General features: G+C 47.5%; 19 protein-coding genes and 1 tRNA gene. 13 read left to right on the top strand and 7 right to left on the bottom strand.

The features are described 5' to 3' along the window. Positions 1-29: 29 nt before the first annotated feature. A complete protein-coding gene (locus H6859_08955) occupies positions 30-2,408 on the bottom strand; it encodes a tetratricopeptide repeat protein (protein USO05267.1) in 2,379 nt (792 codons plus the stop codon). A 138-nt stretch (positions 2,409-2,546) separates the two neighbouring features. Here H6859_08955 and H6859_08950 point away from each other — a divergent pair, with 138 nt between their 5' ends. The 7 genes from H6859_08950 to H6859_08920 all read left to right on the top strand — a co-directional run bounded on the left by H6859_08950 (position 2,547) and on the right by H6859_08920 (position 11,705). After that, positions 2,547-3,728 (top strand): hypothetical protein, encoded by a 1,182-nt coding sequence (locus tag H6859_08950; GenBank protein USO05266.1) that lies wholly within the window; start codon positions 2,547-2,549, stop codon positions 3,726-3,728. A 256-nt stretch (positions 3,729-3,984) separates the two neighbouring features. After that, positions 3,985-4,515, top strand: coding sequence for a DUF4402 domain-containing protein (locus H6859_08945; protein USO05265.1), 531 nt, complete (start codon positions 3,985-3,987; stop codon positions 4,513-4,515). A gap of 168 nt (positions 4,516-4,683) precedes the next feature. Then, positions 4,684-5,250 (top strand): DUF4402 domain-containing protein, encoded by a 567-nt coding sequence (locus H6859_08940; protein USO05264.1) that lies wholly within the window; start codon positions 4,684-4,686, stop codon positions 5,248-5,250. 73 nt (positions 5,251-5,323) lie between these two features. Continuing rightward, positions 5,324-6,205, top strand: coding sequence for a molecular chaperone (locus H6859_08935; protein USO05263.1), 882 nt, complete (start codon positions 5,324-5,326; stop codon positions 6,203-6,205). 134 nt (positions 6,206-6,339) lie between these two features. Continuing rightward, entirely contained in the window at positions 6,340-9,588 is a 3,249-nt protein-coding gene (locus H6859_08930; protein ID USO05262.1) for a hypothetical protein, read from the top strand. 37 nt (positions 9,589-9,625) lie between these two features. After that, positions 9,626-11,500, top strand: coding sequence for an ATP-binding cassette domain-containing protein (locus H6859_08925; GenBank protein ID USO05261.1), 1,875 nt, complete (start codon positions 9,626-9,628; stop codon positions 11,498-11,500). Continuing rightward, the gene (locus H6859_08920) at positions 11,478-11,705 is read left to right on the top strand and encodes a SlyX family protein (GenBank protein USO05260.1); all 228 of its coding nucleotides are present in this window, start codon (positions 11,478-11,480) and stop codon (positions 11,703-11,705) included. Before H6859_08925 ends, H6859_08920 begins: the two co-directional genes overlap by 23 nt. On the opposite strand, the gene H6859_08915 is transcribed toward H6859_08920, so the two are convergent. Beyond that, a complete protein-coding gene (locus H6859_08915; protein ID USO05259.1) occupies positions 11,702-11,944 on the bottom strand; it encodes a GIY-YIG nuclease family protein in 243 nt (80 codons plus the stop codon). The two genes, H6859_08920 and H6859_08915, sit on opposite strands and share 4 nt — an antisense overlap. 23 nt (positions 11,945-11,967) lie before the next feature. On the opposite strand from H6859_08915, the gene H6859_08910 reads away from it, so the two are divergent. Then, entirely contained in the window at positions 11,968-13,149 is a 1,182-nt protein-coding gene (locus H6859_08910; protein ID USO05258.1) for an NAD(P)/FAD-dependent oxidoreductase, read from the top strand. 42 nt (positions 13,150-13,191) lie between these two features. Then, positions 13,192-14,883 (top strand): U32 family peptidase C-terminal domain-containing protein, encoded by a 1,692-nt coding sequence (locus tag H6859_08905; GenBank protein USO05257.1) that lies wholly within the window; start codon positions 13,192-13,194, stop codon positions 14,881-14,883. On the opposite strand, the gene H6859_08900 is transcribed toward H6859_08905, so the two are convergent. After that, complete coding sequence (locus tag H6859_08900) at positions 14,869-15,138, bottom strand: hypothetical protein (protein ID USO05256.1); 270 nt, start codon at positions 15,136-15,138, stop codon at positions 14,869-14,871. The two genes, H6859_08905 and H6859_08900, sit on opposite strands and share 15 nt — an antisense overlap. A gap of 80 nt (positions 15,139-15,218) precedes the next feature. After that, positions 15,219-15,309, bottom strand: a tRNA-Ser gene (locus H6859_08895). Positions 15,310-15,458: 149 nt separating this feature from the next. Between H6859_08895 and H6859_08890 the strand changes: the two genes are divergently transcribed. Continuing rightward, positions 15,459-15,881 carry a hypothetical protein gene (locus tag H6859_08890; protein ID USO05255.1) on the top strand — a complete coding sequence of 141 codons (423 nt, stop codon included), beginning with the start codon at positions 15,459-15,461 and terminating at the stop codon, positions 15,879-15,881. A gap of 134 nt (positions 15,882-16,015) precedes the next feature. Here H6859_08890 and H6859_08885 read toward each other — a convergent pair whose 3' ends face one another. Then, entirely contained in the window at positions 16,016-16,810 is a 795-nt protein-coding gene (locus H6859_08885) for an alpha/beta hydrolase (GenBank protein USO05254.1), read from the bottom strand. 141 nt (positions 16,811-16,951) lie between these two features. Here H6859_08885 and H6859_08880 point away from each other — a divergent pair, with 141 nt between their 5' ends. Next, positions 16,952-18,166, top strand: a complete 1,215-nt coding sequence (locus H6859_08880) for a glycosyltransferase family 4 protein (GenBank protein USO05253.1) — start codon at positions 16,952-16,954, stop codon at positions 18,164-18,166. Continuing rightward, positions 18,167-19,132, top strand: coding sequence for a glycosyltransferase family 9 protein (locus tag H6859_08875; GenBank protein ID USO05252.1), 966 nt, complete (start codon positions 18,167-18,169; stop codon positions 19,130-19,132). 13 nt (positions 19,133-19,145) lie between these two features. On the opposite strand, the gene H6859_08870 is transcribed toward H6859_08875, so the two are convergent. After that, a complete protein-coding gene (locus H6859_08870) occupies positions 19,146-19,406 on the bottom strand; it encodes a winged helix-turn-helix transcriptional regulator (protein ID USO06742.1) in 261 nt (86 codons plus the stop codon). Positions 19,407-19,863: 457 nt separating this feature from the next. Here H6859_08870 and gmk point away from each other — a divergent pair, with 457 nt between their 5' ends. Further along, entirely contained in the window at positions 19,864-20,478 is a 615-nt protein-coding gene (gmk, locus tag H6859_08865) for a guanylate kinase (GenBank protein ID USO06741.1), read from the top strand. Here the strand turns inward: gmk and H6859_08860 are convergent. Further along, positions 20,417-20,866: a hypothetical protein gene (locus H6859_08860; GenBank protein USO05251.1), complete on the bottom strand. Its 450-nt coding sequence runs from the start codon at positions 20,864-20,866 to the stop codon at positions 20,417-20,419. The genes gmk and H6859_08860 overlap by 62 nt on opposite strands. Between the last annotated feature and the right edge of the window lie 3 nt (positions 20,867-20,869).

Genomic DNA, 20,869 nt, shown 5'->3' with positions numbered 1-20,869 from the left:
TTTTATCAAAACGCCCGCCATTTTCCCTTCTAAAGATCGAGTAAATCCTTAGCAGGACCGGAGGCAAGTCCTTCAATAAGCGGCGCGAGCTGCTTTTCATACTTTTTCCAGGACTTCACCGAGCTTGTATAAATCGGCTTGGTCACCTGCTGTTTACTCGCCGTAAGCACAGCGCGTTTTTGCTTATGCGGCGCCAAACAGGCATCATCCCACGGCAAACCTATATAATCGATCAAGGCACGAGCCTGAGGTTCAAATTCACTCACCGTTTCCTCATAATCAATTTCTATAAACCGTTCAGGAAGCACTTCACGCCAATAAGCCATCAGCTCCAGATAATTATTATAATAACGCGCGAGTTCTTCCAAATCGTAAGACCAATACTGCCCCATCGCAAAATTCTGCTTATAACAAGACAAACAAGTATCAATAGGATTACGGCGTGTATGAATAATTTTGGCCTGTGGCAAGATCGAAACAATTTTTCCCAAATGAGAAAAATTTCCCGGCATTTTATCAGTAATCCGCTTGGCTTTCCCGCTCGGATCACGGGCTTTCACCTGTTCAATATAACGCTGCCCCTGCCGCAAAGCATTCTCCGCGCTAAGAAAGCCAAACTCCATATCCAGCGTACCAATTTCCATCAGCTCACCTGCACCAAACACATCAGCATGGGATGATATAATTTGTTCAGTCAGTGTCGTACCCGAACGCGGCATACCAACAATGAAGACTGGAAGCTCCGTTTCAAAACCCTTACCCTCCATCGCTTTTAAATTTTCAGAAGAATACACTTCCTGCAGCGCCTTAAAAGACGCCTCCTGCTGCGCCGGATCATACGGAATAAGCTGGCGTTTAAGCTGATTGCCTTTTTGCAAATGTTCAAAGGCTTTATCGCCATCACCAATATCTTCATAAGCCGAAAACAAGGCAAAATTCAAAGCGCTGGCCTGATCAATCCCGAAATTCCGTGCTGATTGTTCCAACTTGACCATCTTTTGAAAATCTTCATCATCCTCAGTAAATTTTTTAGTTTTACTGATCGTCAGGAACAACGCTGGTAAGTCTGGCGCAAGTTCCTGCGCCCGACACACATAATCATAAGCCTGCTCTTTTTCTCCCAAAGACAAACTAAGTTCTGCCATGGCCAAAAATGCGCCCGCTGCTTTTGGATTCATTTCCAGCGTTTTATCAAAATTCTCCTTCGCCTCTTCAATCCGATTGGAGATATGACAGATCATACCTTTTTTCAAAAAGGCCTCAGGCATTTCCGGATTAAGCTGAGCAGCTTTATCGACCGCCTGCAAAGCCTCCTCGACCTTATTCCCGCGTTGCAAAACATCAGCAAGTTTAAGATAAAGCCGCGGCGTATCCGGAGCCAACCGCCGCGCACGTTCCAGTTCAATCTCCGCATCGCCGTAACGATCTTGCATATATAGCAAGTCCGCCAAATCAATCCGTACTTCTGCACTTTCAGGATTAATCAACGTTGCCCGATGCACAGCTTTTTCAGCTTCCTCAAGCTGTCCAACAGCCCGGCAAGCTGTACTTAAGGACAACAGAGCCTCGAAATAGTCCTTTTGATAAGATAGCGCGACCCGCGCCTGCTGTATCGCCTCTGCAAACCGGCATTGCTTAATCAAATTGATCGCCAGATTATTGTGTGCCTGCGCATAATCAGGTTTACCAGTAACAGCTTGGCGGTATAATTGCTCTGACTCCTGCAGATCTCCCAGATCCATCAAAGCATTCGCCAGATTATTTTGCGCTTGCGGATAATCAGGCTGAATTTCCAGCGCTTTACGGCATTTGTCCGCAGCTTCTTCAAGCCGCCCCAACTCACGTAAAACATTACCCAGATTATTCCACGCAAAAACAAAATCGGGCTGAATCTCTAAAGCCTTTTCCCAGCACTCAACAGCTTCTTCCAAACGTCCCAGCCGCACAACGGCCGTACCCATATTGAGCCACGCCTCGGCACTGTCAGGTTTAAGATCAACCCCTTTACGCGCAGTTTTCTCGGCCTTTTCATACTCACCAGCCAGCCAATAAGCATGCGACTGGTTCCAATAAGATTCGCAGTAGTCCGCATCCGTTGCGATTGCTTTATCAAAAGCCTTGATCGCCTCATCATAGCGCGCGCACTCCGTCAGCATAATGCCATAATTACACCACCACTCCGCATACGCCTCTTCATCTTCCACAGCCTTTTCAATCTGCTCAATCGCACCATCCAGATTACCCATATAATACCGCGCAAGACCCAGCAAATAGAGACTGTCACCATGACCCGGCACAGAGGATAAAATATCCTGCAACACCATTTCCGCCACACGGTAATTTTTACGTTTCATGTGCTGAACAGCCAAAGTACTGGCTTCTTCAAGTGATATGGCTTTTTGTTCCATGTTTGGGACTTTCATATATTGACGTGTATATTGCGCTTTAACATTTGAACTATAGAATAAAAAGACTATAGCTGAAAATCTCACGTAAGAAAGCATACGCATATAATTTTTAAGTTTGTAACAAGGATATACTAAATCTTGGTTCGCATTAGTTCCGACAATAAAAAAGCCAAAAAAATTCTGCAAAACATCGCAGAAACGCTCACCGCCAATGGTGCCTATATAGATCCTGACATTGAAATTCGCTGTCAAAACAACTCTATCTCAGCCCACACAGACCAAAACCTTAAAATTCGTCTAGCCTTCCAAATCCCTCACGAACTTTTACTACCCTACGATTTATTCGAGATTGGTATAAAAAAAGACCAGTTTATACTCAAGTCAACTGCATCTAAAGCCAGTCCCGTTCAAACCAAGCTCATAAAGGCGATGCTGGATCTTTATAATGCGACAGACCAGCTCACAACACACCGCACAGCATGTCCCTGGCTTTTTTACGCAAACCAGCCTGCAATAATAAAAATGTTGCTTAAAGCACGAGAGGGTGATGACACAAATGCACTGCGCAAACTCCTCAAAGATCCCGACCAAAACCGTGATCATCTTGAACTTCTGACTTTTTTCAAAACACGACTTTTACGCTGCAACCTTCATAAAAAATGGCGAAAACCCAGCGCCACTTTGCTACCGCTAGTTGATTCTCTTAACCATCATATCCTGGGCACACACTACAATCATATTTACACGCCAAATAAAGGAATGCTCTCACTGACTGCGCGTTGTCCCAAAGGCGATGGACAATGCATGGCAAGCTATGGCCGTCTCGATTCTCTTGACAGCTATCTCCACTACGCCTTTATAGATAAAGACGCGCCCTTTGTCCGATCCATCCCGGCAACAATAAATTTAGATAACGAAATAACCATTGAAATTCATGGATTAAATGTTGGCATCAATCAGGAAGATCTGCCAGAACAGCTCAAAGGCTTGGACTTCTACATACCGGCAATCGAAATACACCATGAAGCCCGCCGCATTATTTTCAGCCACCTCTTTATACCTCAAGACGCAGCAAAACTATCCATGCGGCGTATTTTAGGCTATAGCCTGAAAACACTGGATTCGAAAATAAATGAAGAGAAATACAAACAAACATTACTTCAAACAGAACATAAGATTGTAACAACAAACAACGCCTACTACCAAAAATTGCTAAACCTGTACGAGAGCGTAGAACACAATCAAAAAAATACCGATTTAAAAAAATTGGCACAAATTCAATTAAAAAAAATCAAAAATTATATGAACTTTACAAGCTAGAGTGGAAAAGGCTTACAGAAGACGTATAACCCTTTAGGATAGATAAAAAAACTACCGTTGTACGTCTATATTAAACTTATCTTAAACAACTTGCATTAATCTAAACAGAAGGTACAATGGTGTGAATTTAGGTCTGCACAACCTCACTCGAGGCATAGTGTTCTTAACAATCACTCTTTGTGTTATCAGTTTGGGTATTAACTCTAATAAGGACTTAAAAATTTAAGTCGTAAGTAGTCAAAAAAGGAGAAATCTAATGAAGAATTCCATTAGAAAGGTCGCACTCAGTTCGGCAACAGTAATCGCCGCAGGTGCACTAGGCAGCGCAGCAAACGCGGCCACAGCAAGCGTCGCCATTCAGGCGATCGTTTTAGACCCGGTGCAAATCACCGCCAACAACTCTTTGAACTTCGGTTCCGTAACAGAATCCGGTGCTGGCGGTACGATCATAGTCGATAATGGCGGTTTTAACTCTGTAACCGGCGGCGTAACATCGATTGGCGGTACAATCCAGCCTGGAACATTTACACTTAAAGGATCCACAGGTCGTAACATTCAGGTTGACGTCGCAAACGTAGCAACGATTTCTTCTGGTGTGAACACAATGACGGTCAATGCTCTCGTCTTATACAACCCGGCAGGCACCATTACCGGCGACCCCATTACAGTAACATTGGGTGCTGCAACAGTTGCTGGCTTTGAACTTGGCGGAACACTAAACGTAGGCGCAGGTCAAGCAGCCGGTACATACACAGGCAACGTTGCCGTAACGGCAGCTTATAACTAGGCAAGGTCAGCTTATAAAACATTACGTTTTCATTACAAATTAAATAAAGCCGACCAAAGTGCAATTATGGTCGGCTTTATTTTTAATTTAATCGCCAAGCCATGTTAGAATGATTCGCGATTGTTAAGCTCGGCATCATATAAACGCAGGAAAAAGCATAGGATATGCATGCGCAAAGATAGTCAGAAACCCGTGCCAAATAGCCTAAAGAAGCTGGCTACTGGCAGCCTTGTTACGCTGAGCATGTTCAGTGCTCTAGCCCTGCGCTCTGTAATTGCCAGCACTGCAACTTTACCGATTATCGTACGCCTTGTAAGAGCCATTGAAGTCACGGTCGCAACATCCCTAGATTTTGGCACACTGGCCATGGACCCTGAAGCAGCAGGCCGGGCCGCAATAAACCCGTCCTTAAACCGTTTAATTCTTGATGACGGAAATTCTTTAAGCCTTGCCGGCGGCACCCCGAAAGTCGGACGCTTGCGGATAAAAGGCTCCGCCTTTCCCGTATCCATAAGCATAGAAGACACAGCCGTACATTTAACCAACGGCTTGACCAACGTCACAGTAAATAATTTTAACTTCGTTTCTGCCGATGGCGGCACACGCGTTACAATTACCCCCCAAGCCGGACAAGTCTCTTTCACTGTGCCTGTTGGCGCAACACTTCACACAAAACCAGGTCAATCTGAAGGCACTTATGTTGGAACAACAAGGATTTTTGCAAATTTTCAGTAGAGTTTCTTTAAAATATTGAATATAAAAGTAAAATGATGCAAATTTTGCACGGTTAAAAAAGGGAAGGTTACAAGTGAGCCTGAAAACAAAAAAAACACCGCCGAGAAACGCCACAATGCTACAAAAAAGCGTATGGATCGTAGGGATATGCCTCATATTAGGCTTTAGTGTTTTCATGCTGACCAGCCAGCCAGCTTACGCCGTTCGCGTCAGCTTAAAACGGGTGGTTTTTGACGAAAGCAAACGCTCTGAAATTCTAACCATCATCAACACAACCGCCGAACCGCAAACCTACCGTTTAGGTTGGCGGCGATATAGAATGAGCGGAGGAAAAGGGCTGAGCGTTATAAAAGAAGGCGAAGACGACAGCGATATTCTTTGGGCCGATGACATGATTCGTTTTGCTCCGCGCCGAGTCACAATTCCTCCGGGAGGTTCCCAACAAATTCGCCTGCTCCTGCGCCGTCCAGCCAATATACAGCAAGCAGAATACCGCTCCCATCTTTGGATTGTTTCTGAAAGCAAGCCGGCCAAATTCGACGCAGAACCAGGCAATAAAAAAGCAATGCGCCTAGCCGTACAACCGGCCATTTCATTGCCTGTTTTTGTGCGTCACGGCGATTTAAAGGTTGAAACCAGCATTTCCAACGCCCAGCTAAAACGCAGTGATAAGGGCTTGAACGTAGCTTTTACGCTCGACAGAACAGGAAACCGCAGTATATACGGTGATTTTGACTTCACTTGTACAAATCAGGGTGAAGAGCTTATTTTGCATCAGGTGCGCGGTATCGCCGTTTACACAGAAACAAATATGCGCAACCTGGATTTTGATATTCCGTTATCAGAAAATACAGCAGCAAACTGTAGCAGCATAAAAATCACTTACCGTGCTGATCCAAACGATGCTGACTTTGCGGGAAAAACCCTCGCAGAGGCAACAGCAACCCTACAATAGACTGAATTTTATACTAAAAATCCCCTTTTCCACAACATTGGCATAGTGCTTGCTAATATCTTTTACGGGTAGCATGTTTTCACTTTCGGAAACTGCTTTATGCAAAACGCAAAAGATGGACGAGGGACGTTTCAGTGATACGGAAACAGACCATTGAAATCTATTACAAAGCCGTAAAAGGCCTACTGGCGCTTATCTTAAGCGTTGCATGCCTGTATATAAGCGTGCCCCCCGATGCACATGCCAAAGAAGAAACCATTCCCAATGAATTTATTTTTGAAGTCATGCTCCCTCCGACATGGCGCATTTCAGAGGCAGTTTTTGCCTATGAACGCGGTGGTAAGTACTATTTACCCATTAACGAACTGGCTGCCGGATTCAATTTCTTTATCGACACCGAACAAGATCGAGGACTCGCCACAGGCTTTGCCGGCCGCGAAGAAAATAACTTCACCATTGACCACGGTCGCAAAGAGATAATCATTAAAAACCAAAGATCCGTCCTAAACGACGATGCAATATTAATCTCGGAATACCTGGCAACCGATGATCTTTACGTTCAACTCGAAGTATTAAACCAGATCTGGCCCGTCGACATGAGCATCGACCTATCGGCCCTCAAGATCATCGTCGAAACAGAAGAAAAACTATCCTTCATGCGTGATAAAGAGCGCGAAGAAAAACTGGAAAAAGTCGTCTCTCGTAAAGCAACACAGGAAGCACTTAAGAAGAAGTTGCCAAAACGCGAGCACCCCTACCAATTCTTCGGGTCCCCAGTCATGGACTTTCAGGCGCTTTACACATATGACGACAAAGAAGACACCCTGACGGGGTCAAATATTTTCTCAGGCGTCCAACAGCTTGGCAAAATGATCGCGCAGTTCTCTGCTAATATTGGCATGAACGAAGATAAAAAACTCGAACGCCCAGAGAGTATTCGCTTCAAGCTCAGCCGCAAATCCGCAGACAAAGACTACCTCGTCCCCGGCATTCGTAGTATCGAAACCGCCGATGTAAGTTTGCGCCAACGTAACCTTATATCCAATACTGAAAACGGACGCGGCCTTATTATTTCCAATGATAACCGGGACCGCTTCAATGAATTCAGTCAAATCACAGTAGAAGGCATTGGGCCACCGGGCTGGGAGATAGAGCTTTATAACAACGAAGAGCTGCTCGAGTTCAGCACAGTCCCGGATAACGGCCAGTTTTTCTTCGAGGATGTCACCCTGAATTTTGGCAACAACCAGATCAGAATCCTGCTGTTCGGACCACAGGGACAAGTGCGCGAAGACATACGTAGCTACACGGCTGGCGGCAACATGCTTTCGCCGGGATCCTTCATTTATAAAGCAGGCTTTCTGGATGCGGACCGAGAATTTATCCTGCTGGATAACGCCCCGCGTACCGAACCACGCGGTGTCGTCAAAAACCTTGAAACATCTTACGGCGTCAACGAATGGCTTACCGTTTTCGGCAACTATGCACAGCTCCCCGAGCAAGACAAAGACCATACCTATATGACAGCAGGAGCGTCAATAAGTACGCCGATAGGATTAGTTGACGCCGAAGCCTATAATGAAATCGGCGGAGGTAACGCCCTCGCTCTGGACTACATCACTAAATTCCTTGGTGTGCGGAGCAACTTTGGTGCAGCATTCTTCAATGACTTTGAAAGCCAGGATGCAGGGTTCGGCAATAATCACAAAACCTTTGAAGCCAAAGCGCAACTCAATAAAACATTTAAAATAGCAACCCTCCCGTTAGGGCTGCGCCTAAATACTACACATACAGAACGTAAATCCAGCCTGCCAATCACAACAATTGATACCGCACAAACATTGTCCAGAGCAGGTTTAAGGCTCAGCCACAATACATCAACACGATTAAATGATTATAGCCACGAACGCTCCACCGGAAGCTTCACAACAACATGGCGCGAAAAGGACTGGCAATTGCGCGGTACCTTTGGTTACGATATTTATCCCAAATTCGATTTCGGCAGCTTTAATTCAGAATTACGCTATCGCCCGGATGAAAAATATCAAGGCTCCTTGACGCTTGGCCATAATTTCCAAACATCCGACTACAACGCCGGACTACAGGTGGGCTATGATTTCGATACGATACTTGGAACACTCGAAAGCCGCTACCAACGCGGGGAAGGATGGGATTTTATCCTTCGTGCGACAACATCCCTCAACCCTTACACCCCCGATGGCCGCTATGGCTTTAGCAGCGATCAAAAACGCGAATACTCTCCAGTACGTGCGCAAGTCTTCCTCGATAAAGATCTAGATGGCGTATTTGGAGAAGGCGATGAGCCTCTGCCGGATGCGCGCCTGCGAATCGGCACCACAAATTCACAAATCACAGCCGATGAAAATGGCATGATTATAGCCAACGCCCCGGCCGATCGTCTGACCAATTTTCAAATTGATCCATCATCGCTGGAAGATCCTTATTTTATACCGGCCACAAACGGTTTCAGCGCCGTGCCTGCTAAAGGCAGTGTCATCGAAGTCTCTTTCCCAATCGTAGAAACCGGCGCAATTGAAGGAACGGTACTGCGTGGTGACAATGACAGAATTGTTGCAGGGCTAACGCTAGAACTCTTCGACGAAAACAATGAAAAAGTTGGTAAGAGCGTCAGCGCCTTTGACGGTTACTACGCCTTCGAATTCATCAAACCGGGCCGCTACAAAATTCAAGCAGACCCCTCCCATAAAGGCGTCCGGCTCCTCGACAATGAAACAACGATTAACCCTGACGACCTGTTTGTCTATGGTAATGACCTATACGCACAAATTCTTACACTTGGACAAAATGAAAAACCTGAACAAAAGCTGCCCTACGGACCTTTCGCACAAGATATCGCACCTGCGGCAGGAAACTCTGCTGAAATATTCGGCCCCTTTAAGCCTGAACAAAGCCCTGAACAAAAAGAAGAAACAAAAGCCGCAAAAGTCGTTCAACCAATTAACGAAGAAACAAAAAAATCTGAAACGCAAACCGAAACAACTGCCAAGCTAACACCTCCGGCGGATCCGGTAAAATTTACAACAACCGTTCAGCAAGCCCGCTTTAAGGCTCATGACGGCCACGCACGCTTAATTTTAGAAACGAACGAAGATATACAATATGAAATTTTGCAAAGCGACAGCCCACAAGATATTCAAATCCTCATCAACGACACGCTCTGGCAACCGCCCACAAGCAAAAACATCAGCCATGGTGGCCATACATACATCATGAGTGCGCAGCAAACCGAAGCCGGAACGCTGCTCAGCATTTCCAGCCAACAGCCGCTCAGCCTAAAACGCGATCTCGTCTTACAAAATCAAACCAGCCAGGGCGCACGGCTGCTACTGGACATAAATTAAGTTGCTCACTACCGTTTTTACCGTTAAATAAATCCCCATGCCGCCACCACTTCTTCTCAGCGTTAAAGACGCGCTTGTCCGTTATAGCGAAACCCCCGTATTCGAAAACCTGTCTTTCAATATCCATCAGGGCTCCCGCATCGCGCTGGTCGGCAAGAACGGCGCAGGCAAAACCACGCTGATGAACATCATCACTGGCAGGCAAGACCTCGACGATGGCGAGCGCTGGGAAGACGTCGGCGTCTCCATCGGCTATCTGCACCAGGATATTATCCCTCAGGACGGCCAAAACGTCTTCGATTTTATCTTCACCGACATGAAAGCTGAAGAAAAAGAACTTCACACCTATAAGGTCGATATTATTACCGAAGCCCTGCATCTCGACCCGCAAAGCCAGATGACAAGGCTTTCCGGCGGCCAGCTCCGCCGTGCTGGACTCGCCCGCGCGCTGGTCGAAGAACCTGACATCCTGCTGCTGGATGAGCCGACCAACCATCTCGACCTCGAAGCCATTGAATGGCTTGAAACCTATCTCAAAGCCTATCGCGGCACATTAATGTGCATCAGTCACGACCGCACCTTTCTCGCCAACATCACCAACCAGGTATTCTGGCTTGACCGCGGTCAGCTCAAAATCAGCCCGCGCGGTTTTAAATATTTCGACGAATGGTCCACCGCGCTATTTGAACAGGAAGAACGCGAACTGAAAAACCGCAAACAATCTGTCGGCATGGAGGTCGAATGGGCCAGCCGCGGCGTCAAAGCCCGGCGCAAACGCAATATCCGCAGGCTGGAACAAATGCGCGAAATGCGCGACCAGCTCAAAGCCGATGAAGCCGCCTATCGCCGCGCCACTGCTAAAATAAACCTCAAACCACTCAAGGACACCGAAACCAATTCAAAAATCGTCGCGGAATTCTATAATGTCTGCAAATCCTTTGAGGAAGACAGCAAACACATCAAAATTCTTGATAAATTCTCCCTGCGCATCCAGCGCGGCGACCGTATTGGCATTCTCGGCAAAAATGGCTCCGGCAAAACCACCTTCCTCAAACTCCTGCTCGGTGAGCTACAGCCCGACCAAGGCCGCGTCAAAACCCGCAAAGAGCTTGAATTTTCCTATTTTGACCAAAAACGCAGCGACCTGGATCCCACCGATACACTCAAAAAAACTCTCTCTCCCTCCGGCGGCGATTACATCGACGTCATGGGTAAGCAACGCCATGTCTGCGGCTATTTGAAGGATTTCATGTTCGACCCATCACGTGCACAAGATAAAGTCTCCCAGCTTTCCGGCGGCCAGAAAAACCGCCTGATGCTGGCCAAAATCCTGGCCAGCCCCAAAACCTGTCTAATTCTCGATGAACCAACCAACGATCTCGATATGGATACGCTCGACATGCTCGAAGAAATCCTCTCACAATATAAAGGCACGTTGATTGTCGTCTCCCACGACCGCGATTTTCTCGACCAAACCGTCACCAAAATTCTCACCTTCAAAGGAGATGGCAAAATTGAGCGCTGCATCGGCGGATACTCAGATTACCTCGCACAGCATAATGCAAGCGTTTTTCCCAAACCTGAAAAGAAAAATGCTGCACAAAAACCACCGCAAGAAAAACCGGTAGAAGCTGAAAAACCAAAGCTGCCAGTCAAACGCCAGCGCCTGACCTATAAACTTGAGCGCGAACTTAAACAACTCCCGGCTAAAATCGAAAAAGCAGAAAAAGAAATTGCCGATCTATCCGAAAGACTCGCCGATGCAGATTTTTACAAACGCGATCCAGACGGTTTCCACAATGCAACAAAGGCGCTCTCCGAAGAACAAGCACGGCTCGAACGCTATGAAACCCGATGGCTTGAACTTGAAGAAATGAAAGAATCACCTCATGAACAACACCGCCCTCAATAAAGTTGAAGAAACCCTCGCCCATCAGGAACAGCAGATTAATGATCTAAGCGATATGGTCATTACGCAAGGTCGTGATATCGAAGCCCTTAAAAAACAAATCCGCAAACTGCAAGACAAAATCAGCAGCTCCGCAGAAGACAATAACAACGAAAAACCGCTCTCGGCAACCGAGTACGCCGCACGCAATAAACCCCCACACTATTAAAGCCCACAAAGCTGCAGCTTTTCCGCCCGACTCAATTTTTTAACCTGCATCTCACGCTTGGACGCCGCGCTACGATCCTCGCAAAGCTCTTGATACACAAGCGCAAACGGCCCGCGCCCTTTCGTATATTTCGCAGCCGTTCCCGCCTCATGCGCTGCCACACGTGCAGGAAAATCATTGGTAATACCCGTATACAGGCTCCCGTCACCACACTTTAAAATATAAACCACCCAATCCATGAAATTATGATACAACGCAAAACATGAAAACCCAATATGATGTAATCATTGTTGGAGCAGGCGCAGCCGGGTTAATGTGCGCCATCGAAGCAGGCAAGCGCGGCCGCAAAGTCTGGCTGATCGATCATGCCGCAAAGTTGGCGGAAAAAATCCGCATCTCCGGCGGCGGGCGCTGTAATTTCACAAACATCCATACGAAGCCCGAAAACTACATCTCCACAAACCCGCATTTTTGCAAATCCGCACTCAAGCAATTCACACCCCAGGACTTCATTGCTTTGGTTGAAAAACACGGTATTGGCTATCACGAAAAGAAACTCGGCCAGCTTTTCTGCGACGATTCTGCGCAACAAATTATCGACATGCTGCTGAGTGAATGCAGCAAAGCAGACGTTAAAATCAATAATGAAACAACCGTTGAAACCATTGAATACGCTAAAGACCACTATTACCTGAGCACTTCACGAGGAACCGCTGCCTGCCAATCCCTTGTCATTGCGACGGGCGGCCTGTCAATTCCCAAAATCGGTGCCAGCAAATTCGGCTACGATGTCGCTCGGCGCTTCGGCATCAATGTCATAGAAACCGCCCCCGCACTCGTACCCCTTACATTTCAAACCACATTGCTGGAGCGCTGCCGCGCCTTAAGCGGCCTGTCAGTCAAAGCCAGCGTCACCTGCAATCAAACCACTTTTTGCGAGGGCCTGCTCTTCACCCATCGCGGCCTCAGCGGCCCATCAATCTTGCAAATCTCATCCTACTGGCGTGAAGGCGATGAAATCGCTATCAATCTCGCTCCCGAAACAGATGTCTTCGCATTCTTAAAAAAACGCAAAACATCGCAAGGAAAACAAGACATTCAAACCGCACTCTCCCATATTCTACCCCAGCGCCTCGCGCAAAGCATCTGCGAGGCTGAAAACATAAATGGCCGCCTCGCAGACCTGCCTGATAAAACGCTAAGAAAACTCGCAGCCACCACCAATGGCTGGCACATTAAACCCGCCGGCACCGAGGGATACCGCACCGCCGAAGTCACCCGACAAGGCGTTGATACAAGTGCATTATCCTCCAAAACCATGGAGGCCAAAGCCCAGCCAGGCCTGTATTTCATCGGCGAAGTCGTAGATGTTACTGGACATTTGGGCGGCTTCAATTTCCAATGGGCATGGTCCTCAGGTTATGCGGCCGGCCAACACGTATAAAAACTTTACGCGAAGAGCTGAATATGATTATGTGCGCGGGTTATGGCCAAACTCGAAAACATTATTCCGAAACGGCGCTCCGAGCTGCTCATGCCCGCCGGATCGCTGGAAAAGCTCAAAATCGCGGTGCTTTACGGCGCCGATGCGGTATATTTGGGCACGCCGGATATGTCCCTGCGCACCAAATCGGCCTTTACCCTCGATGAGGTCGTTGAAGGCATCAAATTCGCCCATGCCCACGGCAAGCGCGTTTATTTGACCCTCAACCTGTTCACCCATAACAAAGACATTGCCAAACTGCCCGAATATCTGGACACCGTAAAAAAGGTGAAGCCAGACGGCCTGATCATCGCCGATCCCGGCGTGTTTCAATTCGTCAAGGAACAAGCCCCCGAGCTTGAACTCCACATCTCAACTCAGGCCAATATCTGTTCCTGGCTCTCGGTCAATTTCTGGCAAAGAGCCGGGGCGTCCTTGTGCGTACTGGGCCGTGAAGTCACCTACGCCGAACTCAAGGAAATCCGCGAAAAATGCGATGACATAAAGCTCGAAGCCTTCGTCCACGGCGCGATGTGCATGACCTATTCCGGGCGCTGCCTGCTCTCCAACTTCATGTCCGAGCGCGGTGCCAACCAAGGCAATTGCGCCAATTCCTGCCGCTGGAAATACAAACTTCACGTACGCATGAAGGACGGCACAACCAAAGATCTCGAAATCACTGAAGACAACCAGGATATGTTCGAGTTTTTCCTCGAAGAAGGCTACCGTCCCGGCGAATATATGCAACTCGAAGAAGACGATCGCGGTGCGTATATCCTCAATTCCCGGGATCTCTGCCTGATGCCCAAGCTCGATGACTATCTGCGCATTGGTGTTGATTCCCTCAAAGTGGAGGGACGCAACAAAAGCGCCTATTATGTCGGCGTGGTTGCGCGGGCCTACCGCATGGCCATCGATTCCTATTATGCAGACCCGCAAAACTGGGACCCCAAGCCCTTTATGGCCGAACTTGAAACCGTCCCCAACCGCGGCTATACGCTGGCCTTCCATGATGGACGGCTGACCGATCTCTCCCATGGCTATGATAATACCGGCTCATTCTCAGCCTTCGAATTCGGTGGCCAAGTCGCCGAAATTACCGAGAATGCTTTCCTCATTAAAGTCAAAAATAAGATCGAAACCGGCGACGTGCTCGAATTCATCCCCCCTTCAAGTCATGATCCGGTCTTGCTGCGCATCTATGAATTCGAAAATGCAACAAACGGTAAAATTACCGACCACGTCAACGCCGCGCCGGAAACCATTATCCGCGTACCGTTCAGCCTGTTCGAACATGAAAATATTACAGACCTGAAAACCCATTTCCCACCGATGACCATCGTGCGCAAAGAAAAGCCGATGAGCGCAGTCCAGGCCCAGCGCCTCAAGCTTGATAAAACCGTGCAAAATCTAGAACTGGGCAAAGGACGCAAGGCCACATTTACTGAAGGACGCAAAGCCCTGCAAAAAGCCACAGACAACGACAACGAAGGCAAAGTTTTTAAATCCCCCCGCTTTGGCGTGGAAGGATGCTGCGGCAAGGGCTGCAACGGCTGCCTCGTCTTCTGGCACGCGCCAGAATACACCAAAGCCCGCGAAGTCTTAAAAAAGAAGAAACAGGGCGAAATGCTAACCAAAGATATGATCGAAATTTTAGAAGATGCCAAAGCCCCGGATCAATTACTCAACGCTTAATTCTCTTCTCTGAACAAAAGCTTGTACTCTTTCATCAAGCAAAGCATACGCTTTCTCACATTTACTCGGTTGAAAATACACAGGTTTCACTTTTCTAAAAGCAGCAAGCAACCTCGTATAGGTTATCTCTTCGTCCCCCATAAGAAGCAGGGCCGCTTGGCAAGCTTGCTCCATAGGAGGAACCCGGTCCCCTGCATCCTGAAAAGCAGCAAGCAAATTCCTTCCGGAAATACGAATACCATGTAAATGAGCCATTATTTTTCTCCGCCAATTAATGGCACAGTTTCTACAGCAAAAATTATACTTATGTCAACAGAGGTTTTTAAGAGACAAAATGGCGGTGCCGGAGGGATTCGAACCCTCGGTACGCTATAAACGTACACACGCTTTCCAAGCGTGCGCCTTAAGCCACTCGGCCACAGCACCTTTTTGATTAACGCCTGTTTAAGGCCCTAAGTCGGCGCACATTAACCGTATCCATACAAAAGTGCAAGAGGGTGCGTAGCCTCTTTGCGAAACGCCTATTCACTGATAGACTACTGTTTAATTTATAATCTAACGCTACGAGCTCAAAAATGCGCGCTTCTGTTATCTTCCTGCTTCTCATCCCTGCTTTCATTGCTCTGGGGCATGATTTTTACCTGTTTTACAATGAACATCTCAATCCCGGTGTCTTCTCAATTGACCTTCTCAAAAAAGAATTCAAATTCAGCGCACTGGGCTTTATCTGGACAACATATGATGAAGCGTCTTACAAAAGCGTAGTTGAAAGCACAGCCCCTGAAACATGGGCGACAATAGACTCTCTTTTGACCATCAAAGCCTTTTATGCCGGACTTGCCTTTGCCGGCATCTTTACCGCCTTCTTCCTGATCTTAAAACTCTTCGGAAAGGGACCATTTGTAAACGAAGAAGCCATCTACATGGAAAAATCTTCGAAGGACGTTTCTTTCCGTGCTGGTTCGCAAAGCAAGAAAATGCAATACAAACGTAAGTGAACCTCCACGGGCCAAGGCCCGTGGTATCACTCTAATTCAAGCTGCGCTTGTCCGGACTCGTTGGTCCGGAGGCGCTACATCCATGGGGCAAGCCCCATGGTTTTCTTGCGCGTATAAAGTAAGTTCTAGCCCTTTTAGGACAACGCCTCATTCAAAGCTCGTATTTCGCGATCAATCAACTCCAGATCCTCAGGCCGTGAAAGTCGATGATCCCCGTCATCAACGAAGACAATATCGACATCGCCGCTACTATAATTCTTCTGAATCTTCGCCGCCGTTTCCCACAAAACATCTTTATCCTTCATGCCTTGGATCAAACGAATGGGATAATCGGCAACTTGCGGCCCGGTCAAAAGCAGATGAGCCTTGGCTTCTTCATAAAAACTTCGACTATAATAATATGGCTCATCACTATAATCATTGGGAACTTCAACAAACCCGGCGCGCCTCATCTCATCTTGCTGCTCAGGCGCAAGACGCGCAAACAACTCCTCTGAAAAATCTGGAGCTGCCGCTATACCGACCACACCCTGAACCTTCCCGGCGCGCGCCTGCGCCAGCAAAAGCGCAATCCACCCCCCCATAGACGAACCAACGGCAAGAACCGGCCCCTTGGCAACATGATCCAGAACATCCTCTGCATCGCCTAACCAGGCGCCAATCGTACCCTCATTAAATTCACCACCCGAAGCGCCATGGCCGCTATAATCAAAACGCACATAGCCCTGCCCCCGTGCTTTACAGCGTTCTTCCAGATATAAGGCCTTGGTTCCATTCATATCTGAACGATATCCTCCGCAAAACATGACCAGCGGCAACGCCTCCCCGGCTGGGCCCGGCGGAATATACACATAAGCCAAGTCAGACTTACCTTCGCGTTTCAACGTAGAGAGAGGCTCAGAAGCACTTTGCAGCGATAAATTTGTCATAAATTCTCTTATCCTTATTGATGATCATCTTGCGAAAATGATGTCCTGCCTATATAGATAAACGATCTAGGCAAATGTGGCCAGTACGCAAGTTTTGTGTGTAGCTGCACCCCCTGAGTTAATATTCCGCAAAGGCTGTTTATGAACGCATTCCAAATCCAACCTGTCATTATGCAGATTATCCCTGAACTCGGCCCCGGTGGCGCGGAGCAAGGGTGTATTGATATTGCTGCTGAATTGGTTGCAAGCGGCGCACAGGCCATTATAGTATCAAATGGCGGCAGCCGGGTCCACGAACTTGAACGCATCGGTGCGGTGCACATCAACCTGCCTGTTCATTCCAAAAGCCCGCTCGTCATGTGGCACAACATCACCGCCCTGCGCAAAATTATCGAGCGGTATAATGTCAACATCGTTCATGTTCGCAGCCGCGCCCCGGCGTGGAGCGCTTATTATGCCTGCAAAAAAACATCGGCTCATTACATAACCACATGCCACGCGCCCTATAATATCAGCGGTGAAGCCAAAAAATTCTATAACAGCTCAATCGCGCAAGGAGAGCGCGTCATCGCGATTTCAAACTATGTCGCCGATTATCTGCGCAAAAATTATAATTTGGATAATCGTACAATTCGCCTGATCCCGCGTGGCATTCCGATGGAACGCTTTCATCCCACCGCTGTAACGCCCCAGCGCATGATCGCCCTCGCGCAAAGCTGGCGCGTTCCTGACGGCGCTAATATCGTAATGCTCCCGGGACGTATCACACGCTGGAAAGGTCATTCTGTTCTCATAAATGCACTAGAACGCATTCAAAGAGAGGATCTGTTCTGCGTTATTATCGGCTCGGATCAGGGACGTAAAGAGTATCGCAAGGAACTTGATGAACAAATCGCCGCCAAGGGACTGGAAGGCCGCGTGCGAATCGTCGATCACTGCAACGACATGCCCGCCGCCTATATGCTCTCAACGGTTGTTGTCTGCCCATCCACAGATCCAGAAGGTTTTGGCCGCGTTCCCGTCGAAGCCCAGGCCATGGGCCGCCCTGTCGTTGCCTCTGACCACGGCGGCGCCCAAGAAACAATTTTACGCGGTCAAACCGGTTGGCTGGTCGAACCCTCTAATCCGCAAGCGCTGGCAGCCGCCATCGAAGATGCATTGGCCCTCACCCCGACACAGCGCTCTATGCTTGCCACGCGAGCCATGACTCACATCGCCGCCAATTTTACAAAAGAGCAAATGGCCGACAAAACTCTTGATGTATACGCTGAACTCTTGCGCGGTGAAATCGCCCCGTCCAGCGGCGAATATCCCTTTCATAGCCAACAAAAAAGCTATGCCCAGACAGGACTTTAAATGCCGGATCACACCAACAAGCAAAAAATCCTGGTCATCAAACTCAGCGCGCTGGGTGATTTCATCCAGGCACTCGGCCCTATGGCGGCAATCCGTGAGCACCATAAAGACGCACATATCACAATTCTGACCACGCGGGCCTTTGAAGGGTTTGCAAGGAAATGCGGCTATTTTGACGAAGTATGGCTCGACACGCGGCCAAAACTTTTAAATTTCAAAGGCTGGGCTACCCTGCGCAAACGTTTAAACGATGGCAAATTTACCCGTGTTTATGACCTGCAAAACAACGATCGCACCAACTTTTACTTCAAACTCTTCAAAAATAAGCCAGAATGGATCGGCGCCGCGCCCGGAGCCTCTCACCGCAATACATCGCCGAAACGTACAGCCGGGCATGCGTTCGACGGACACGTACAAACATTAGCACTTGCAGAAATAAGTGATATTAAAATCGATCGTCTTGATTGGATGAACGGCGATCTCTCCAACTTCACCCTCAAAGACCCGTACGTATTACTTGTACCTGGTTGCGCACCGCAGCACCCGCAAAAACGCTGGCCCGCCGAAAATTATGCCCGGCTCGCACAACAACTTGTAAAAATGAACTATCAACCTGTACTCATCGGCACCGAATCCGATGCCGCAGCGACAACAACCATCGCAAACACCTGCCCCGAAGCATTGAATTTAACCAATCAAACAACTTTAGAACAAATTGCCACGCTAGGACGAAACGCAGCCGCCACCATCGGTAACGACACAGGCCCGATGCACCTGATCGCTGCCACCGCCTGTCCATGCCTTGTCTTGTTTTCCGTAACCAGCAACCCAACCCGCCACGCCCCAAAAGGCGAGAACGTCAAAGTGTTGCAAAAGAACAATCTACAGGATTTAGATATTGAGACGCTGCTACAACACCTGACAATGCGAGAGAGCCCAAAAAGCGCCGCGAAATCATCACATTAAACACAAAAACGAATCAGCAGGCATCCTCATCGCAGTAGATATCGTGCAAACAGGCAAGAATTTGTTCCGCTTCACCAGAATTCAAGGAGTAATAAATTGTCTGCGCATCCCGACGGGTTTTTACAATACCGTCCCTGCGTAACCGTGCAAGGTGCTGAGAAAGCGCGGACTGACTAAGACCAATCACTTCCTCCAGCGCGCCAACACTCTTCTCTCCCATGTGTAAAATGCACACGATTAACAAACGTCGCTCATTCGATAAGGCTTTCAACATCTTAGCTGCGACTTCAACATTTTTTTCGACTTTTTTTATATCCCTAGGCACTTTTATCCTATTCCTGAGTTCAAAATGCTAACAAAACAACCAGAAATCACGCAGATTAAGATCAGTTTGACAAAAGGAAAACTCAATATGCAGATCTTAAGCCCATAATCATTTAACACTCATATCTAATAAAATTCAATCACGTTAAAATATTTTCCAATTATTTAAATTTCTGAAATTCTTACCAAAACTCTTCCCTGACTCAAAAATCATACTAAAAAACCCCATGAACGAACTATTGGTATCACAGATCAAAACATTAAAACAAATTTTACTCAGCACAATTGCAGGCAATTTTGCATTGCGCCGCCTGCGTCAGGATGCTTAAATTTGACCGGAGAAACACGAACGCCACCTCAAAAACACAAGGTTCATAAACTTGGAAACTCTTAAACGCCGCGGTCTTATGTATGTTCTGTCTTCCCCGTCAGGGGCTGGCAAAACAACCATCACGCGCGCGCTATTGAAAAACAATGAAAACCTGACTCCTTCTATTTCGGCAACCACAAGACCGCGCCGCGCCGGGGAAGTCCATAACCAGGACTACATATTTGTCTCTCAGGACGAATTCCGCGATATGATCGACAATGGGCAAATGCTCGAACATGCCAAAGTTTTTGATAATTATTATGGTACACCGCGCGCTCCTGTTGAAAAAGCGCTAGCAAGCGGTCAGGACGTAATCTTCGATATTGACTGGCAGGGGACGCAGCAACTCTTTGAACTGGCCGCCGAAGATCTTGTCCGGGTTTTTATTCTGCCTCCTTCCAATCAGGCTCTGGAAAAACGCCTGCGTGATCGTTCCCGCGATACAAAGGAGACCGAAGATCAAATTCGCAGCCGCATGGCCAAGGCCGCCGATGAAATGTCGCACTATACCGAATATGATTACGTAATTATCAATACCGATGTCGAAAAAGCAATCACCCAGGCCCAGCTTATTCTGGATGCCGAGCGCCTCAAACGTCGCCGGGTTCAAGGCCTTTCGGACTTTGTCCGGGGTTTGATGGGTGGTTTGTAATGTTTTCAAAATGACGCATCCATACCTCTTGTTTATAAAGAGACCAATAATCATGATTCCCCGTCATAATTAATTCTCTACTGTCAGAAATATCTAGGAACAAAACCTGATCTTTCGGTAATACAAAACGTCCTAGTGACTTAGTAGAAAAAGGTCTTATGTGAGGTGATATTTCTCTTAGATCTTGTGTATTAAACAAGTCTGTTAAAAGTTTTCGGGGAAGGAAAAGGATTCTATTGGTTCCTGGTTTATATGAGGAAATATAATCATCGGAATCACGCGCTTGTAAGAAAACATCGTGTAGGGGTTTTGGCATAGCTACCCGATTCTTCGAGTCTTTTGTTACTGGATATGTGCCTTCATAAAAATATTTTGTTATCTCAGACATAAT

This window comes from Rhodospirillales bacterium (assembly GCA_023898785.1).
Classification (GTDB): domain Bacteria; phylum Pseudomonadota; class Alphaproteobacteria; order Micavibrionales; family Micavibrionaceae; genus TMED27.
The sequence above is the reverse complement of the archived record's forward strand: the minus strand, read 5'-3'. Positions and strand labels throughout refer to the sequence as shown.

Bases quoted from the DNA above. Each gene is read 5' to 3' on its own strand.
- H6859_08955 (USO05267.1), bottom strand. From the start codon at position 2,408: ATGGAACAAAAAGCCATATCACTTGAAGAAGCCAGTACTTTGGCTGTT.
- H6859_08945 (USO05265.1), top strand. From the start codon at position 3,985: ATGAAGAATTCCATTAGAAAGGTCGCACTCAGTTCGGCAACAGTAATC.
- H6859_08940 (USO05264.1), top strand. From the start codon at position 4,684: ATGCGCAAAGATAGTCAGAAACCCGTGCCAAATAGCCTAAAGAAGCTG.
- H6859_08925 (USO05261.1), top strand. From the start codon at position 9,626: ATGCCGCCACCACTTCTTCTCAGCGTTAAAGACGCGCTTGTCCGTTAT.
- H6859_08920 (USO05260.1), top strand. From the start codon at position 11,478: ATGAACAACACCGCCCTCAATAAAGTTGAAGAAACCCTCGCCCATCAG.
- H6859_08915 (USO05259.1), bottom strand. From the start codon at position 11,944: ATGGATTGGGTGGTTTATATTTTAAAGTGTGGTGACGGGAGCCTGTAT.
- H6859_08910 (USO05258.1), top strand. From the start codon at position 11,968: ATGAAAACCCAATATGATGTAATCATTGTTGGAGCAGGCGCAGCCGGG.
- H6859_08905 (USO05257.1), top strand. From the start codon at position 13,192: ATGGCCAAACTCGAAAACATTATTCCGAAACGGCGCTCCGAGCTGCTC.
- H6859_08900 (USO05256.1), bottom strand. From the start codon at position 15,138: ATGGCTCATTTACATGGTATTCGTATTTCCGGAAGGAATTTGCTTGCT.
- H6859_08890 (USO05255.1), top strand. From the start codon at position 15,459: ATGCGCGCTTCTGTTATCTTCCTGCTTCTCATCCCTGCTTTCATTGCT.
- H6859_08885 (USO05254.1), bottom strand. From the start codon at position 16,810: ATGACAAATTTATCGCTGCAAAGTGCTTCTGAGCCTCTCTCTACGTTG.
- H6859_08880 (USO05253.1), top strand. From the start codon at position 16,952: ATGAACGCATTCCAAATCCAACCTGTCATTATGCAGATTATCCCTGAA.
- H6859_08875 (USO05252.1), top strand. From the start codon at position 18,167: ATGCCGGATCACACCAACAAGCAAAAAATCCTGGTCATCAAACTCAGC.
- H6859_08870 (USO06742.1), bottom strand. From the start codon at position 19,406: ATGTTGAAAGCCTTATCGAATGAGCGACGTTTGTTAATCGTGTGCATT.
- gmk (USO06741.1), top strand. From the start codon at position 19,864: ATGTATGTTCTGTCTTCCCCGTCAGGGGCTGGCAAAACAACCATCACG.
- H6859_08860 (USO05251.1), bottom strand. From the start codon at position 20,866: ATGTCTGAGATAACAAAATATTTTTATGAAGGCACATATCCAGTAACA.